At 39.2% G+C, this 16,816-nt stretch carries 11 protein-coding genes; 10 read left to right on the plus strand and 1 reads right to left on the minus strand.

The window, feature by feature from the left end:
* Window positions 1-66: 66 nt before the first annotated feature.
* The 8 genes from E7L28_RS01595 (at window position 67) to E7L28_RS01630 (ending at window position 12,270) form a co-directional block, all read left to right on the plus strand.
* Window positions 67-1,149 carry an efflux RND transporter periplasmic adaptor subunit gene (locus E7L28_RS01595; protein ID WP_004697057.1) on the plus strand — a complete coding sequence of 361 codons (1,083 nt, stop codon included), beginning with the start codon at window positions 67-69 and terminating at the stop codon, window positions 1,147-1,149.
* A 12-nt stretch (window positions 1,150-1,161) separates the two neighbouring features.
* Window positions 1,162-1,884 carry an ABC transporter ATP-binding protein gene (locus E7L28_RS01600; RefSeq protein WP_060918892.1) on the plus strand — a complete coding sequence of 241 codons (723 nt, stop codon included), beginning with the start codon at window positions 1,162-1,164 and terminating at the stop codon, window positions 1,882-1,884.
* The gene (locus E7L28_RS01605; protein WP_316692041.1) at window positions 1,877-3,088 is read left to right on the plus strand and encodes an ABC transporter permease; all 1,212 of its coding nucleotides are present in this window, start codon (window positions 1,877-1,879) and stop codon (window positions 3,086-3,088) included. Before E7L28_RS01600 ends, E7L28_RS01605 begins: the two co-directional genes overlap by 8 nt.
* Before the next feature lie 225 nt (window positions 3,089-3,313).
* Window positions 3,314-3,778, plus strand: a complete 465-nt coding sequence (locus E7L28_RS01610) for a PaaI family thioesterase (protein WP_316692043.1) — start codon at window positions 3,314-3,316, stop codon at window positions 3,776-3,778.
* 129 nt (window positions 3,779-3,907) lie between these two features.
* Complete coding sequence (pheS, locus tag E7L28_RS01615; protein ID WP_316692045.1) at window positions 3,908-4,912, plus strand: phenylalanine--tRNA ligase subunit alpha; 1,005 nt, start codon at window positions 3,908-3,910, stop codon at window positions 4,910-4,912.
* A gap of 9 nt (window positions 4,913-4,921) precedes the next feature.
* Complete coding sequence (gene pheT, locus E7L28_RS01620) at window positions 4,922-7,366, plus strand: phenylalanine--tRNA ligase subunit beta (protein ID WP_316711411.1); 2,445 nt, start codon at window positions 4,922-4,924, stop codon at window positions 7,364-7,366.
* A gap of 88 nt (window positions 7,367-7,454) precedes the next feature.
* Window positions 7,455-9,878, plus strand: a complete 2,424-nt coding sequence (locus E7L28_RS01625) for a U32 family peptidase (protein ID WP_316692314.1) — start codon at window positions 7,455-7,457, stop codon at window positions 9,876-9,878.
* A 13-nt stretch (window positions 9,879-9,891) separates the two neighbouring features.
* Window positions 9,892-12,270, plus strand: a complete 2,379-nt coding sequence (locus tag E7L28_RS01630; protein WP_316692378.1) for an endonuclease MutS2 — start codon at window positions 9,892-9,894, stop codon at window positions 12,268-12,270.
* Between the two features lie 183 nt (window positions 12,271-12,453).
* Here E7L28_RS01630 and E7L28_RS01635 read toward each other — a convergent pair whose 3' ends face one another.
* Window positions 12,454-14,544, minus strand: coding sequence for a transglycosylase domain-containing protein (locus tag E7L28_RS01635; protein ID WP_105093871.1), 2,091 nt, complete (start codon window positions 14,542-14,544; stop codon window positions 12,454-12,456).
* A gap of 162 nt (window positions 14,545-14,706) precedes the next feature.
* Here E7L28_RS01635 and tyrS point away from each other — a divergent pair, with 162 nt between their 5' ends.
* Both tyrS and E7L28_RS01645 read left to right on the plus strand, forming a co-directional pair.
* A complete protein-coding gene (gene tyrS / locus E7L28_RS01640; RefSeq protein WP_105093870.1) occupies window positions 14,707-15,915 on the plus strand; it encodes a tyrosine--tRNA ligase in 1,209 nt (402 codons plus the stop codon).
* A 241-nt stretch (window positions 15,916-16,156) separates the two neighbouring features.
* Complete coding sequence (locus E7L28_RS01645; RefSeq protein ID WP_105093869.1) at window positions 16,157-16,798, plus strand: NUDIX hydrolase; 642 nt, start codon at window positions 16,157-16,159, stop codon at window positions 16,796-16,798.
* The last annotated feature ends 18 nt before the right edge of the window (window positions 16,799-16,816 follow it).

The raw sequence follows: 16,816 nt of genomic DNA on the forward strand, positions 1-16,816 counted from the left end.
CTATATGTGTTGATATAGAATAAATGTCTTTTTAATATATCTTCATCTTAAAAAAAGGAGATCATAATGAAAGAGTTCTTACAAAAGCATCGTAAACGTATAGTAACAGGTGCTGTTGTTCTTTGTGTTCTTGGTGGCGGCACATATTACTACATGGATAGTCTAAATGCAAATCAAGCACAAACGTTATACACTACTGGCAAGGTTGAAAAGGGTGATGTAAAAACTAGTATCAGTGCTACAGGTACTATTAACCCTGTAAATTATGTAGATGTTTCTACAAACGTTGCTGGTAAACTTGAAAAAGTTTTAGTTAAAGAGAATGATCAAGTTACGGCTGGTCAAGTTATTGCTTATATTGATACACGTCAATTACAAGCATCTGTTGATGATGCCCGTGCAGCGTTGGCTAAAGCAGAACTTGATATGAATCGTTATAAATCTTTGGCGGCTCAAGATGCTATTGCACAACAAACATATGATGATTCTGTAACAGCTTATGAACGTGCTAAATCTACCTATGAACGTGCTGCAGCGGATTTAAGTGATGCTACGATTACAGCTCCAATGTCTGGTACTGTTGTAGGTACACCACTAAAAGCAGGTCAAACTATTAGTACTGGTATCTCCACACAAATGATCATTGCTACCATTGCAGATTTAAAAAATTTAGAGATTTATCTTACTGTAGATGAAACAGATATTGGCAATATCAAACAAGGTGCTAAAGTAGAGTTTACTGTAGATTCTAAGCCAGGTGAAACTTTCACAGGTTACGTTTCTGAAATTGCAAAAGGTACAAAAGGTAATATGGGCACTACAAGTAGTAGTGTTGTGTACTATACTGTTAAGGTTCAAATTCCTGAAAATATTGCAGGTAATTTCCTACCAACTATGACGGCTCGTGCCACAATTTTTGGTGAAGATATTAAAAATACATTGGTAGTTCCTCTTACTGCTGTACGTACGGACAAACAAGGTGAGTATGTATATGTTATAAAAGATGGTCAACCAGTACGAACCGCTGTTTCTACAGGTGTAACTGGGGATACTAATGTTCAAATCTTAAAAGGTTTATCTGAAGGTGATGAAATTATCGTAAGTGGTGATGTGAATGCACCAAAAAATAATGTAGCTGGACCATTCTAAGGGTAGGTGCTTATGAACCAAACAGTAATTGACATACAAGGAATTACAAAAACCTATGTGAATGGCAAATTATCAGTACCTGTTCTACATGGTATTGATTTAGTTGTCAATAAGGGTGAATTTGTATCCATTATGGGGCCATCTGGATCTGGTAAATCAACCTTTATGAATATTCTCGGATGTTTGGACCGACCTACAACTGGTTCTTATCGACTCAATGGAGACGAGGTTGCTACCTTATCTGATGATGAGCTTGCGTATGTACGTAACAAACAGATCGGTTTTGTATTTCAAAGCTTTAATTTGTTGACAAAATTAACAGCCCTAGAAAATGTAGCGCTTCCTATGATTTATGCAGGTGTAAATAAAAAGATGCGCATTGAACGGGCCACTCAATTATTACAGTCTGTCGGCTTGGGCGAGCGTATGGACCATTTGCCATCCGAGTTGTCTGGTGGGCAACGTCAACGTGTGGCGATTGCTCGTGCATTGGCAAATAATCCCGCTATTATCATGGCTGATGAACCGACAGGGAATCTTGACTCCAAGTCAACCATTGACGTTATGAACATCTTTCGAGGCCTTCATGATGAAGGCCGTACGATTCTTCTAGTTACACATGAACCGGATATTGCTACGTACGCGAGTCGTAATGTAGTCTTGAAAGATGGGATAATCGTAGAGGATTCGTTCAATTCTAATATGACTCCTATAAAGGAGGTGCCTAATGTATAAAGAAAGTTTTCTAATGGCATGGGCTTCCTTGATTGCTAATAAATTGCGCTCCCTTTTGACCATGTTAGGTATCATTATCGGTGTAGCAGCTGTTATTGCATTGGTATCTATCGGTAATGGGGTGAAGCAAGATATTGAGGATTCTATTTCTAGCTTAGGCTCTAACTTGTTGGTAGTTCTGCCAGGGGCGCCGCGGACGCCAGGTGCTAGACCTTCGCAGGGGTCCATGAAATCGTTGAAAATATCTGACTATGAAGCTATTGCCAAGTTAGAAGGTGTAAAAGCCGCCAGTCCTATGACAAATGGCTCTTATGTGGTGATTTATCAAAATAAAAACTGGACTACATCTGTTGCGGGGGTTAATTCTAACTTTCAGGACGTAAATAATTGGACTATGACATCTGGTCGATTTTTCTCCGATAAAAATGTTCAGAACCGAGAACGTGTAGCGGTTGTGGGACAAACGGTAGTAAAAAATTTGTTTGGTGATGAAGATCCTGTAGGCAAGGAAATTCGTGTTAAAAATATTCCATTCCGTGTCATTGGTGTTCTCAAAAGTAAAGGGAACGGAACCATGGGTAATGACCAAGACGATACGGTGTTAATTCCATATACAACATCAATGGAGCGCGTAGAGGGCATTGACTATCTTCGCAGGGTGTATGTTGTGGCTAAGGATGATGAGGGCATCGATCGTTTGCAGGCAGATATAGAGAACTTGTTGCGTGTTCGTCATAATATTAAAGATACAAATTTGGATGATTTCAATATTCAAAATATGAAATCTATTATGGAAACAGTGGCTCAGACGACCGGAACATTTACGTTATTCCTGGGGGCTGTTGCTGCGATTTCTCTAGTTGTAGGTGGCATTGGTATTATGAACATCATGCTTGTATCTGTAACGGAACGGACTCGAGAAATTGGTGTGCGTAAAGCTTTGGGGGCTACGTATAGCGTAATTGTTACGCAATTCTTAATAGAAGCCGTTGTAATCAGTTTGATGGGGGGCTTTATTGGTATTGCTTTCGGTATAGGAGCCTCAAAAGTAATTGGAATAGTATCTGGAATGAGTACAATTGTATCTGTTCCAACAATCATAATGTCCTTTGCCTTTTCCATGGCTATTGGTTTGATTTTTGGTATATACCCAGCCCGTAAAGCGGCTAAACTCAATCCAATCGATGCATTGCATTATGAATAGTTTTGAATTTATAAATGTATTTTCTTAAGAACATACCATGTAATTAGATAGAGTTATTCGCATATGGTGCGTTGCATGATACAATATGTATGATGTAACGCACCATTTTTATATGTTTGTATTGAATTTTGACATATAACTATAGAGATTTTCATACAGGTAATGTAATAGACTTAGTATTTAGATTAGTTAATCTATGGGTATGTATATAGAATGGAGAACCTTATGGCTACAACATTGTTAGAATATTTCAACGAATTACGAGATCAAAACCCATTTTCTTGGGTGAAAGATTCTGCGATTACAGCAGTGGAACCAGGTCATGCGGAAATGACATTGCAAACAAATGAAACAGATTACTGCAATTTTAGAGGGGATTTGCATGGTGCCGTATGTATTGGCTTAGCAGATAGTGTGATGGGAACAGCTTGTTTTACATTAGGCAAATCTGTGAGTACTATTGATCTTAATGGTAACTATGTGAAAGCTGTTAAAGGCGGTACTGTATTGCGTGGGGTAGCCAATGTAGAGCACAATGGTAAAACAACCATGGTTGCGACAGCTCGTATTTATAATGAATTAGGTGAACTCGTTCATTTAGCACGGGGTACATTTTTTGTACTAGAAGAGAAGCCATTACCTGAATTACCATGGCGTTTTATTGAAGAAGACAACCCTGATTTGGTATAATATAGTTTAGACTTTTACAAATAGGAGGATGCTTGAATGGAACAAGAATTACAACGTATTAAGGCAGAAGCCCTTGATGCCATTGGTGATATAGAATACTTACAAAATATGAATAATAAGAGTCGCGATATGGATGAACTCTGTAAAGTTTTATTAAAAAATTTAAAATTGAGACAAAATAGATTACAAGATATACGCATTAAATATTTAGGTAAAAAAGGTGAGTTAACGCTTCTACTAAAAGGTCTTGGTAAACTATCTCCAGAAGAACGTCCTAAAGCGGGGGCACTTGTTAATGCTGTTCGAGAAGATATAGAGAAGAAAATTGATAAGCTTAAAGTTCATATGGAAACTGCCGAGTTAAATGCTCGTTTAGAACAAGAGCGCATCGATATTACATTGCCTGGCCGTGCACCAAAATCTGGTCATATCCATCCATTAACGAAGGTTAATGAAATGATTGAAGACTTCTTCATGAAAATGGGGTATACCGTTGAAGAAGGTCCAGAAGTAGAACAAGATTACTATAACTTTGAATGCTTAAACTTGCCTAAAGATCATCCTGCACGTGATATGCAAGATTCCTTCTATATTACAGAAAACTTCTTATTACGCACGCATACATCTCCAGTACAAGCTCGTACAATGCAACGTCATGAACCTAATAGCCCAATCCGTATGATTGCGCCTGGTAAGGTTTACCGTTGGGACTATGATGCGACTCATTCCCCTGTATTCCATCAAGTGGAAGGTCTCATCATCGATGAGCATATTACATTTGCTGACTTAAAAGGTACATTAGAGTCCTTCTTACGTCACATGTATGGTGATGACACAAAGGTACGTTTCCGTACAAGCTTCTTCCCATTCACAGAGCCATCTGCAGAGGTAGATATTTCTTGTGTAATGTGTGGTGGTGAAGGTTGCCGCGTATGTTCTCATACAGGCTGGCTTGAAATTTTGGGCTGCGGTATGGTTCATCCCGATGTATTGCGTATTAATGGGTACGATCCTGAAAAGGTTAAAGGCTTCGCCTTTGGCATGGGCGTAGAACGTATTGCTATGCTTTTATATGGCATTAACGATTTACGTCTATTCTTTGAAGATGATGTACGATTCTTGGAACAATTTTAGGAGGAACTCATGAAAGCAAGTTTACAGTGGATGAACGAATACGTGCCTGTGGATATGAATCGTCCTGCTCAAGAATTGGCCGATGAATTAACACAAGCTGGTATTCCTGTAGAAGATGTCATTGCTATGGATAATGGCATTAAGAAAATTTATACTGGCAAAATCGTGGAGATTACAAAACATCCAGATGCAGATAAATTACAAGTATGCCAAGTAGAATGTCTTACTGAAGAAGGGGAGCCTGTTACTAAGCAAATCGTAACGGCTGCTACTAATGTGGCAGTAGGTCAAATTGTGCCTGTAGCGTATCATAAATCTCGCTTAGCTGATGGCACAGAAATTAAAAAAGGTAAATTGCGCGGTGTTGTATCTGAAGGTATGTTCTGCTCTGTTGCAGAATTTGGTATCTCTAGCGACTTAGTATTGCCAGAAGAAGCTCAAGGAATTTACATTTTCCCTGAAGGAACACCAATTGGTCTTGATGTAAAAGATGTTTTAGGCTTAAATGATACAGTATATGAATTTGAACTCACCGCTAACAGAGCTGATTGCTTCTCAATGGTTGGTTTGTCCCGTGAATTTGGAGTCATGACAAATCAAAAAGCTTTATTCCCTGTTATTATGGTTAACGAGAATGGCGAATCCATTGAAGGCAAAGCATCTGTATCTATCGAAGCTGATGACCTTTGTACGCGTTTTACAGCTCGTGTAGTAACTGATGTTAAGGTTGAGCCATCCCCATTGTGGATGCAAAACCGTTTACGTAATAGCGGCATTCGTCCTATTAATAATGTAGTAGACGTAACAAATTATGTTATGTTAGAACTTGGTCAACCTATGCATGCCTATGACTATGACCATGTAAAAGGTCATCAACTAGTGGCAAGACGTGCTAAAAATGGTGAAGTTCTTGTTACACTTGATGGTTCTGAACGTGAATTGAATGACTCTATGCTTATTATTGCTGATGCAGAACGCCCAGTAGGTGTAGCTGGTATCATGGGTGGCTTTGATAGCGAAGTAACAAATGAAACGACTACTGTTATGCTTGAAGCTGCTGTGTTTAATGGACCATCCATTCGCCGCACTGCAAAAGCGCTTGGTATGCGTTCTGAAGCATCTGGACGTTTTGAACGTGGCGTAAACCATAAATACACTGCCTATGCTATCGACAGAGCAGCACAGTTGTTGCAACAAATTTGCCCATCCTGTAAAGTTGACGTAGGCATTATCGATCTGTACAAGAACCCTGTAGAGCAACATACAGTTACTTTCACAGCAAAACAAATCAACGATTACTTGGGTACAAACATTGAAAAAGACGAAATGGTTCGCATTTTGACTGCCCTTGAATTCGTTGTAACTGAAGACGGGGACCAATTATCTGCCCTCGTTCCAACATGGCGCGGTGACGTAACAGTAATGCCTGATATCGCTGAAGAGGTAGCTCGTATTTATAACTATGATAATATTGCTCCTACAATTCCTGTAGCCGTATTGTCCTCTGGTGGTATGACGCCTAAGAAAGCTCTTACGAAAGAGGTAACACATACGTTAGCTAAATTGGGTATGACTCAAATCATTACATTTAGCTTTATGCATAAAGATGGCCTTTCCAATATGATGCTTCCTGAAGGGGATAGCCGTTATACAGCCATTCCAATTTTGAATCCTATTTCCGAAGAATTCCCTTATATGCGTACTACATTGGTGCCAGCTGTTATCGAAGCTGCGAAACGCAATATTGCGCAACAAAATAAGGATCTTTGGTTGTTTGAAACAGCGAATGTATATGAACCAAAAGCATTGCCTTTGACAGAGGTACCTCATGAACGCCCTATGGCTTGTGGTATCTTGATGGGCAAAGCAAACCAAGCTGGCTGGAATCAAGCAGAACGCACTACAGATTTCTATGATGTAAAAGGTATCGTAGATGCGTTGTTGGCTGAACTAGGTGTTAAAGGCTATGAAATTAATCGTGGCACTGAACCTTACTTCCACCCTGGTGTAAGTGCTCAATACGTAGTTGATGGTAAAATGATTGCTCAATATGGTGAATTACATCCACAAGTGAGCAAAAACTTTGATTTACCAGGAAAAGTATACATGTTTGAAATCGATTTGGAAGCAGTATTATCCTTAACGATTCCAGCATTCCGCTATACATCTTTCAGTAAATTCCCAGGTACTAGCCGTGACCTTGCTATTGTGGCACCTGTGTCCGTATCTAGTGGTGAAATTTTATCTATCATTAAAGAGCATGGTGGCGAATATTTAGAAAGTGCATCTATCTTCGACGTTTACGAAGGTGAACATATCGAAGCTGGTTACCGCAGTCTTGCATACAACTTGCAATTCCGCTCTATGGAAGGCACGTTGAATGATGAAGATATTGATGGTAACATTCAAGCTATTATCGATGCATTAGCAGAAATTAACTGCAGATTACGTTAATCTCAAGCAGTATATTGAAAGGGTTTACCATATGGTAAACCCTTTTAGTACTATAGTTATACCTTTAGTTAGGTAGAAAGGATTATCCATGGAATTATTGGCTCCTGCCGGTACGATGGAAAACTTTATAGCCGCTTTAGAATCTGGGGCTGATGCTATTTATCTTGGCGGTAAAGGCTTTAATGCTCGTGCTCATGCAGCAAACTTTGGCATTGAAGAACTGGCTGAGGCTATTCGTTTGGCTCATATTTTAGATGTGTCCGTATATGTAACCGTAAATATCCTCATAGGTGATTCCGAATTAAAGGATCTCGAGGCGTATTTAAAGGACTTAGAGCGCATCGGTGTGGATGCTATTATCGTTCAAGATTTAGCAGTTGCTAAATTGGCACAACGAGTGGCTCCTAAACTTCACTTGCATGGCAGTACGCAGATGACGGCTGCTACATTAGATGCTGTTCGTTTTTATGAAAGACTCGGTTTTACCCGTGTTGTATTGGCTCGTGAATTGAGCCTCTCTGAAATTGAACATATTTGTAAAAACTGTACAGCTGAAATCGAAGTCTTTGTACATGGTGCCTTATGTGTGTGCTATTCTGGTCAATGCTTGATGAGTTCCTTTATCGGTGGTCGCAGTGGTAACCGTGGTGCCTGCGCACAACCTTGCCGTTTGCCTTATGAACTATTGGATTCTTCTGGTACTAGTTTGCTACCTAAACACGAAGCCTATTTACTAAGCCCAAAGGATCTTAACTATAGTGAGCATATGAATGAGCTCGTAGCTGCTGGTGTTACGTCCTTTAAGGTAGAAGGGCGTATGAAAAAGGTTTCCTATGTGCGTCAAGTCATTGGGACCTATCGTCATATTTTAGATACGGCTCATATGGATGCTGCTGATGCCGATGCATTGGCGTCTGGGTTTAATCGTGGCTTCTCTACAGATTACTTAACAGACCATGTAGGGAAATCTATGATGACTGTTGTAGCTCCAAATAATCAAGGCAAATTAATTGGTAAAGCAGAGGTCAAAAAAGGACAAGTTCATTTATTCCTAACAGAACCGATTGAAAAAGGATCACTTTTAAAGGTAATGCAAGATTCTGGTAGTATTACGTATTATCAAATTGATCAGAATTGGTCCTTAATGGATGAAAAGCATTTTGTAGGCAAACCTGATGAAGGGTTTGCAGCGGGACAAGTATTTTTAGCATCTACGCCAAAATCTCAAAAGCAACGAGGCTTACAAGATTTCAGTGCTAAATTAGAGGTACATGGTTATCTATCTATTAATACAGACCGAGAACAACCTTGCACAGACCTTACCTTTGTATTAAATGATGGTCGTACTGTGACAGTATCTAATGAGTTTGAACCGGTTTATGCTAATAATAAACCGACTACATTAGAGAAGGTTACAGACCAAGTAGGTAGATTAGGTAATACATTGTTTACGCTTGGCTCTATGTCTATTCCTGATGGACCTTATATGTGGCCAGCTAGTGTGTTAAATGCATTGCGCCGAGATGCTGTAGAGGCGCTAGAAAACTTGTTGCTTACAGACCATGAAGCAGCTTGGGCAGAACGTGCTGTAGAACCCCGAAATATGTCATCATTAGTAGCTAAAAGTAAGGTTCAATACACAGAGCCTATGGTGAGTGCTCGCGTTGATGAACTCGATGGTGTAAAAGCAGCAATCGAAGGGGGTGCTAAGAAGATTATCTTTGGTGGTGACCGTTTGCAACGTAAGCCTTATGAAATTAGCATCTACGAGCAGGTAGCCAAACTTTGTAAAGAGCATAATGTGCTTTGTGTATTTGCTACGCCTCGCGTCGTTAAAGATGATGAGGTAGACGCGTACATGAATACGCTTAAGGCCATAGTTGAGTCTAAACCAGATAGCATTTCTATTCATATGCCACAAGCTCTATTATGGCTTCGTGAGTTAGGATATTCAGGTGCTATTGAAGCTGATACAGGTCTTAACATATTCAATGGCTCTGCACTACAAGTATGGCAAGATTTTAATATGAGTAGTATAGCTCCATCCTTAGAGTTGACCTTGGCACAATTAGTAAACTTACAAAAATCTGCTCATTTGCCATTAGAGGTAATGGTACACGGTTATACAGAAATGATGATTTCTGAGTATTGTGCCATCGCTAGTTTTGTGGGCACTGGCAAAAAGGAAAACTGTCCTATGCCATGTGTAACAGAGGACTATGCATTGAAGGACCGTAAAGGGGAAGTGTTCCCATTGCGTACCGATCCTTATTGCCGCATGCACATCATGAATAGTCATGAAATGGATATGCGTGCTTACGTGCCCGAGTTATATCGTAAAGGTCTACATATCTTGCGCATCGATGGGCGTCATATGGATCCACATCGATTGCGTAACATTGTAGCAGATTATGTATCTATTCAAAATGGAACAAAAGAGGCTCCTCCTAAAAGCGTAGGCAAGGATGATACGCCTATTACAAGGGGCCACTATTTTAGAGGTATTTTATAAAAGAGGTAGTACATTGTTTAACGAAGATGTATTAGACTTTCACCATATAAAAGAACAATTACAACAGCATTGTAGTTCTACCATTGCTAAAGAATTGGCTATGAATATTGAGCCAATGATCGATGCAAAACAAATTCAAGAGAATCTTGATGAAACAGCAGAGGCTATGCGTTCACTACAAACAGAGGTAGAACAACCGTTAGGTGGTACACGAGATATTCGTGAATCCTGTAAAAAGAGTCGAAAAGACTTTGTCCTTACTCGTGAAGCATTGTGGGATATTTATTTGACCATTGGTGCTTATAAGCGCATGACAAAGTTCTTTAGAACGAAATATATGGATTATCCATTGCTATCCCTATGGGTACAGGATATGCCGAATACAGATCGCATTGAAAACCGTTTTAAACGCGTCTTTGATGAAAAGGGGGAATTGCTTGATACAGCGTCTCCTAAATTGGCGAGCCTTAGAAATACGATTATTAAAACTCGTGAAAAGATTAAAAATGATATTCAAGCTATCCTGCATGATAAAGATAATCAAAAGTATTTCCAAGAAACCATCATTACGCAGCGTAATAATCGTTACGTAATTCCTGTAAAACAAGAGTATCGCCAATACTTTGATGGCCTTATTCACGACCGTTCTGCAACGGGTCAAACACTTTACATTGAACCGATGCGTTTGGTGAATCTAAATAATGAATTACAAGAGGCTTTGATTGGTGAAGAGCAAGAGGTCTTGCGTATTTACCGCGAGTTATCGGCTCTTGTCAAACAACATAGCAATGATTTGATGGATGCTTGTGAAAAGGTATCACATATCGAATTTGTATATGGTAAGGCGAGCCTTGCTATTTCTTATAAGGGTGTACCAGCAATCTTGAGTACTGATAGAACAGTTAATCTCATGAGAGCTCGTCACCCATTAATTTCACCGAATGTGGTAGTGCCTACGAATATTCAATTAGGCACATCGTACCGTATTTTGCTAATTACTGGCTCTAACACAGGTGGTAAAACAGTTTCCCTTAAAACATTAGGCCTGTTGAGTTTGATGAATCAATGTGGTCTATTTATCCCTGCTGATCACGGATCTATGTTACCAGTATTCCATAATATCTTTGCCGACATTGGAGATGAGCAAAGTATTGAGGCTAGCCTTAGTACGTTCTCTGCTCATATGACACAAGTTATTTCCATCATTAAACATTGTGGTCCTAACGACTTGGTTTTACTGGATGAACTTGGGTCTGGTACTGATCCAGAAGAAGGTAGTGCACTTGCTGTATCTATTCTTGAGTTCTTCCGTAAAAAAGGTGCCCTTATGATGGTAAGTACCCATTATAATGAGCTTAAAAATTATGCATACCATACGGAAGGTATTGAAAATGGCCACGTAGAGTTTGATGAGCGTACCTTAAAACCTACATATCGACTTCATATCGGTGTAGCTGGTAGTAGCCATGCGTTGAGTATTGCGGCCCGTTTAGGTTTGCCAAAAGATATCGTAACGCGCGCTGCAGAGTATAAATCTCAATTTGGTAGCCATGAAATGGAAGAAGTCCTTTCAGATTTGAATGAGCAACTTCGTAAGGCATCTGAACGGGAAAGAGCCTTAAAGAAAGAGCTTGATGAAACACGTCGCATGCGTGGTCAATTAGAGAAGGAAAAGAAACAGTTTAACGAAAAGCGTAAACAAATCTTAGCCAAAGCACAAGCTGATGCAGAATCTATGAAACGTAGCTTACGCGTCGAAGGGGAAGCGATTATCAAGCAATTGAAATCGCAATTCTCTGAAACAAATAAGGATAAGCGTCAATCTGCTATTAATGCTGCACGTAAGGGTATCTCTAATGTACATATACCAGAATCTCCAGTAGATGATGATCGTAAATCTTTGACTGCAGATACTATTAAGGTAGGCCAAGCAGTATATGTTACATCTTTACGCTCATTAGGTACCGTATTAGCTATCAATGGCAATCGTGTGAATGTAGATATTAATGGACTAACAGCTACTGTAAAGGTTAGCGAATTACAATCTACTACACGTGAAGAAGGAAATAAGCTTGAACGGGAACAAAAAGCAGCTATGCCTAAGACTAGAAAGCGTATGGGGGGCTCTGCCGTACAACGCCAAAAAGAGGTTCGTACTGAAATCAATATTCTTGGACAAACGGTAGATGAAGCGACAGTTTCTGTTGGTAGATTTATTGACCAAGCTTTACTTGGTGGTGTTAATCAAGTGCGCATTATTCACGGTAAGGGGACTGGCGCATTACGAGAAGGTGTACATCAATATTTGCGTACCTTACCGAATGTAGCTCATTTTGAAACGGCAGGCTATGATGAAGGTGGTGCAGGAGCTACCAATGTAGTTCTGAAATAAAGCTACACAATAGTGATATAGTTATAGATAATACAGTAAATTATTATCGTATATCAAATTGGTTATGGGGTATAGCCATATACATATATAGAAATAGAAGAGGTAGTAAGTTCTTAGAACTTACTACCTTTTTACGTAAAAGAAAGGAGCGGAACACATGTTCCGCTCCTTTAGAGTATTAGATTAACGATCTTTTTTACTAGACTTTTTACTTTTGGATGAATTAGATTTCTGTTCAGTTGCATCATCTTTTGAGCCACTGTCATCTTTTACAGCTTCATCTTTCGATTTGTCTTTATCGTCTTTTTTGTCTGCTTTTTCGTCCTTAGCAGCTTCTTTTTTAGGCTGTGCTTTTACAGGATTATAATAACCTTCAGAAACAGCTGATTGAGCGCTAGCAGGAACGGAGAAGTCAGAAGCAGGGGTATTGGCAAGCGCATTTGCCATGAATTGGCCCCACATAATAGCAGGTGTGTCACCACCGGTCATGCCTCGTAATGTTTCCGAGCCATAGTCATCACCAATCCAAACGGCAGCTACTAAATCAGGCGTGTAACCAACGAACCAAGCATCCTTGGAATCATCTGTTGTACCAGTTTTGCCTGCTGCAGGACGACCGATTGCGGCATTACCACCAGTACCGCCATTTATAACGGATTCTAGCATATTTGTAATGATAGCTGCATCTTTTTCATCTACAACACGTTTTTCTTGGATGGAGTTTTCTTCCACAACTTGACCATTGCGGTCTACAATTTTAACGATTGCCGTAGGTTGAACTTTGATACCACCATTAGCGAGTACACCATAAGCTTGAACCATTTCAAGAGGTGTTACACCATGAGTTAAACCACCAAGTGCAGTAGACAAGTTATTATCTTGATCAGTTAGAGTAGAGATACCCATTTCTTTAGCAAGTTTAATAATCTTAGACATGCCTACTTCATCAGCAATTTTTACGGCAGCTACGTTACGAGAATGTTGTAATGCATAGCGGTATGTAATGCTACCTACGAAGTCATTTTCATAGTTTTTAGGGCTCCAGTTACCAAATGTAACAGGGCTATCATCTACGATAGAACCAGGAGTTTTACCAGATTGAATAGCTGCCAAATATACAAATGGTTTCATAGCGGAACCTGGTTGACGTTCTGCTTGTGTAGCACGGTTAAATGCATCATCACCACGGCCACCAACCATAGCCATAATGTAACCATTATGAGGGTTCATAGCTACGATAGCACCTTGTGGTTGATGTAAACCATTGCTATCTGTGTAGTAGTTAGGCAAGTTTTGCATTGCTGCTACAGCTGCATTTTGTGCATCCATATCGAGAGTAGTATAAATTTTTAAACCATCTTTATAGATTGCATCGTCACCATATTTTTCAGAAACTTGTGCAATAACATAGTTAATGAAGTAAGACGCATTAGATTTTTCATGCGTTTGTTCTTGTTTTGCCACTAAGCCTAAATCTGCTTGACGCGCTTCATCAGCTTGCTCTTGTGTAATGTATCCGTATTTAACCATTTGGCCTAATACAACGGCTTGACGTTTTTTACTAGCTTCCAAATCATTGAATGGAGAGTAGTAGTTAGGACTTTGTGGTAAGCCCGCAATGAGCGCTGCTTGAGCAAGCGTTAATTGGCTAGCATCCTTACCAAAGTACACATGAGCTGCAGATTGTACACCGTATGCACCTTGACCAAAGTAAATTTGGTTCATGTACATTTCTAGGATTTCATCCTTAGTGTAGTGTTGTTCAATTTTTAGTGCTAGTAATGCTTCAGAAATTTTACGTTTAAATGTTCTGTCTTGAGACAAGAATGCATTACGCGCTAACTGTTGAGTGATAGTAGAACCACCTTCAGATACGCCACTATGAACAAGGTTAACCCATACAGCACGTAAGATACCAACTGGGTCGATACCGTGATGGGAGTAGAAGCGAGAGTCCTCAGTAGCAACAAAGGCATTTTGTAAATCCTTTGGTACATCTTTTAAAGGTACTGGTAATCGATTCTCTGTGGAATGAACCGTTGTGATGAGATTACCGTGCACATCGTAAATTTGAGACGATGCGGAAGGACGTACATTGGATACATCTGGTAGGTTAGACAGTGTGGCACTGATAAAACCACAGCCACCTCCGGCTACGATGAGTATAAGGAGAAGGGCACAAATCCAAAATAGACGCTTTGGACTTGTTTTCTTCGGTGTAGAGCCGCTACCGTTAGAACGGCGGCTGCTTCTCGCATTTGAGTTATTACTCATAGAGTCACCTCTTTTTTCTTTTGTTAGTAAATATAACGTAAATTCTATTACGCAATTATAAATATTATATCATAAAAGGCTTAAAACCAATACTATATATATAATTGTGAAAGTTTTTAGATAATGGTATACTAAAACAATAGTATTTCGAGGAGGATTATCATGGTTAGTGCTCAAGAACAAGTACGCCAAATTAAACACGGCGTAGCAGATTTAATTAATGAACAAGATCTTGTAAAGAAAATAGAAAAATCCATTAAGGAAAATAAACCGTTAGTTGTAAAACTAGGTTTGGACCCAACAGCGCCAGATATTCATTTGGGTCATACTGTACCACTTCGTAAATTACGTTTGTTCCAAGAATTTGGTCATCAAGTAGTGATTGTTATCGGTGGTTTCACTGCACGTATTGGTGATCCTACTGGTAAAAGCGCAACTCGTCCACCACTTACAAAAGAAGAAGTATTGAAAAATGCTGAAACTTATAAAACACAAATCTTCAAAGTGTTGGATCCTGAAAAAACTATCGTTCGCGACAACAGTGAATGGCTTGAATCCATGAATTTTGCTGATGTTCTACGTTTGGCAAGTTCTTACACTGTAGCGCGTATGATGGAACGTGATGATTTCAATAAACGCTTTAAAGAAGGTCGTGCTATTGGTGTTCATGAGTTTATGTATCCATTGATGCAAGGTCAAGATTCTGTAGCATTACATGCTGATGTTGAATTTGGTGGTACAGACCAAACTTTTAACTTGTTAATGGGCCGTCATTTACAAGAATTAGAAGGTCAAGAACCTCAAGTTGTTATCACAATGCCATTGCTTGAAGGCCTTGACGGTGTTCAAAAAATGAGTAAATCTTTAGGCAATTACATCGGTATCGACGAAGAACCTAAAGAAATGTACGGTAAAGCAATGTCTATTCCTGATGAATTGATGATGCGCTACTTCATGCTCGTTACAGATATGCCAATTGAAGAACAAGAGGACATGGAAAAACGTCTTGAAAGTGGTGAATTACATCCACGTGACGCTAAAATGCAATTAGCTCGTACCATTGTTCGTTTGTACCATGGTGAAGAGGCTGCTCTTGAGGCAGAAGAAGAATTCAAACGTGTATTCCAACAACGCGCATTACCTACAGATATTCCTGAATACGCTATGGATGCGCCAACAGAACCAATCTTTGTACCACAATTCTGTACAGATGCTGGTTTGACTGCCTCTAATGGTGAAGCACGTCGCTCCATTAAAGCTGGTGCTTTTAAAGTAAATGGAGAAAAATATACAGAAGAAAACCTTACCCTTGAAGAGGGCATGATCGTTCAAGTAGGTAAGCGTAAATTTATAAAAATTAAATTTAACTAATATAAAACTGTGATGGGGTAGAAACCTCATCACAGTTTTTTTGTCCATTTTCTTTATAAGATTTTCCTCTATTGTATCTATTAATAGTAACTCCAAAATTTAGGTACAAGTTAATGTATAATGAATATAAAAGATGAATATAAAAGATAAATATAAAAGATAAATATAAAATACTAATTTGATACATAAAAGATTTATATGGATATTGTATAAATTTTACTATAAAGTAAGAGGACTATATATGGACAAGAAACTATCTAATTTCCTAGAAAAACGAGAACATACTGTTCTTACCGACATTGATGTTATAACTGCGGCCGTAGCAGTACCATTACTAGAAATCGATGGGGAAGATCACGTAGTATTTACTGTACGCAGTAATAAGCTACGCCGTCAGCCTGGTGAAATTAGCTTTCCTGGTGGCCACTGTGAACCTAATGATAAAAGCAGTGCCCATGCTGCCATGCGTGAGTGCTCTGAAGAATTGGGCATAGATTTAGATCAAATTGAATTACTTGGTAATTTAGACTGTCTCGTATCTGCGATAGGTGTCAAATTATATGCTGTAGCCGTACGTTTACATACAAGTGATTTAAAACCAAATCCTGATGAAGTAGGAGAGGTATTCACCGTTCCATTACAATATCTATTAGACATGGAGCCAACTGTAGGTCATCTAGATATAGCTACAAGACCGTTAAAGGACTTTCCATTCCATTTATTAGAAGGCTACAACATTGACTGGAAAATTAGACAAAACTACTCCGTCTATTTCTATCCCTATGAACAATACACCATATGGGGACTAACGGGGCGAGTGCTGAAAAACTTTTTAGATATATATAGGGAGATTTATTTGCATAATAACCCTCATATAAATTGACAGATTTTAAATTAAGGT

This window comes from Veillonella parvula, assembly GCF_032575955.1.
GTDB classification, from domain to species: domain Bacteria; phylum Bacillota; class Negativicutes; order Veillonellales; family Veillonellaceae; genus Veillonella; species Veillonella parvula_J.

Excerpts from the sequence above, each read along its gene's own strand:
- E7L28_RS01610 (WP_316692043.1), top strand. The coding sequence starts at position 3,314 with ATGGCTACAACATTGTTAGAATATTTCAACGAATTACGAGATCAAAAC.
- pheT (WP_316711411.1), top strand. The coding sequence starts at position 4,922 with ATGAAAGCAAGTTTACAGTGGATGAACGAATACGTGCCTGTGGATATG.
- E7L28_RS01595 (WP_004697057.1), top strand. The coding sequence starts at position 67 with ATGAAAGAGTTCTTACAAAAGCATCGTAAACGTATAGTAACAGGTGCT.
- E7L28_RS01635 (WP_105093871.1), bottom strand. The coding sequence starts at position 14,544 with ATGAGTAATAACTCAAATGCGAGAAGCAGCCGCCGTTCTAACGGTAGC.
- E7L28_RS01600 (WP_060918892.1), top strand. The coding sequence starts at position 1,162 with ATGAACCAAACAGTAATTGACATACAAGGAATTACAAAAACCTATGTG.
- tyrS (WP_105093870.1), top strand. The coding sequence starts at position 14,707 with ATGGTTAGTGCTCAAGAACAAGTACGCCAAATTAAACACGGCGTAGCA.
- pheS (WP_316692045.1), top strand. The coding sequence starts at position 3,908 with ATGGATGAACTCTGTAAAGTTTTATTAAAAAATTTAAAATTGAGACAA.
- E7L28_RS01625 (WP_316692314.1), top strand. The coding sequence starts at position 7,455 with ATGGAATTATTGGCTCCTGCCGGTACGATGGAAAACTTTATAGCCGCT.
- E7L28_RS01645 (WP_105093869.1), top strand. The coding sequence starts at position 16,157 with ATGGACAAGAAACTATCTAATTTCCTAGAAAAACGAGAACATACTGTT.
- E7L28_RS01605 (WP_316692041.1), top strand. The coding sequence starts at position 1,877 with ATGTATAAAGAAAGTTTTCTAATGGCATGGGCTTCCTTGATTGCTAAT.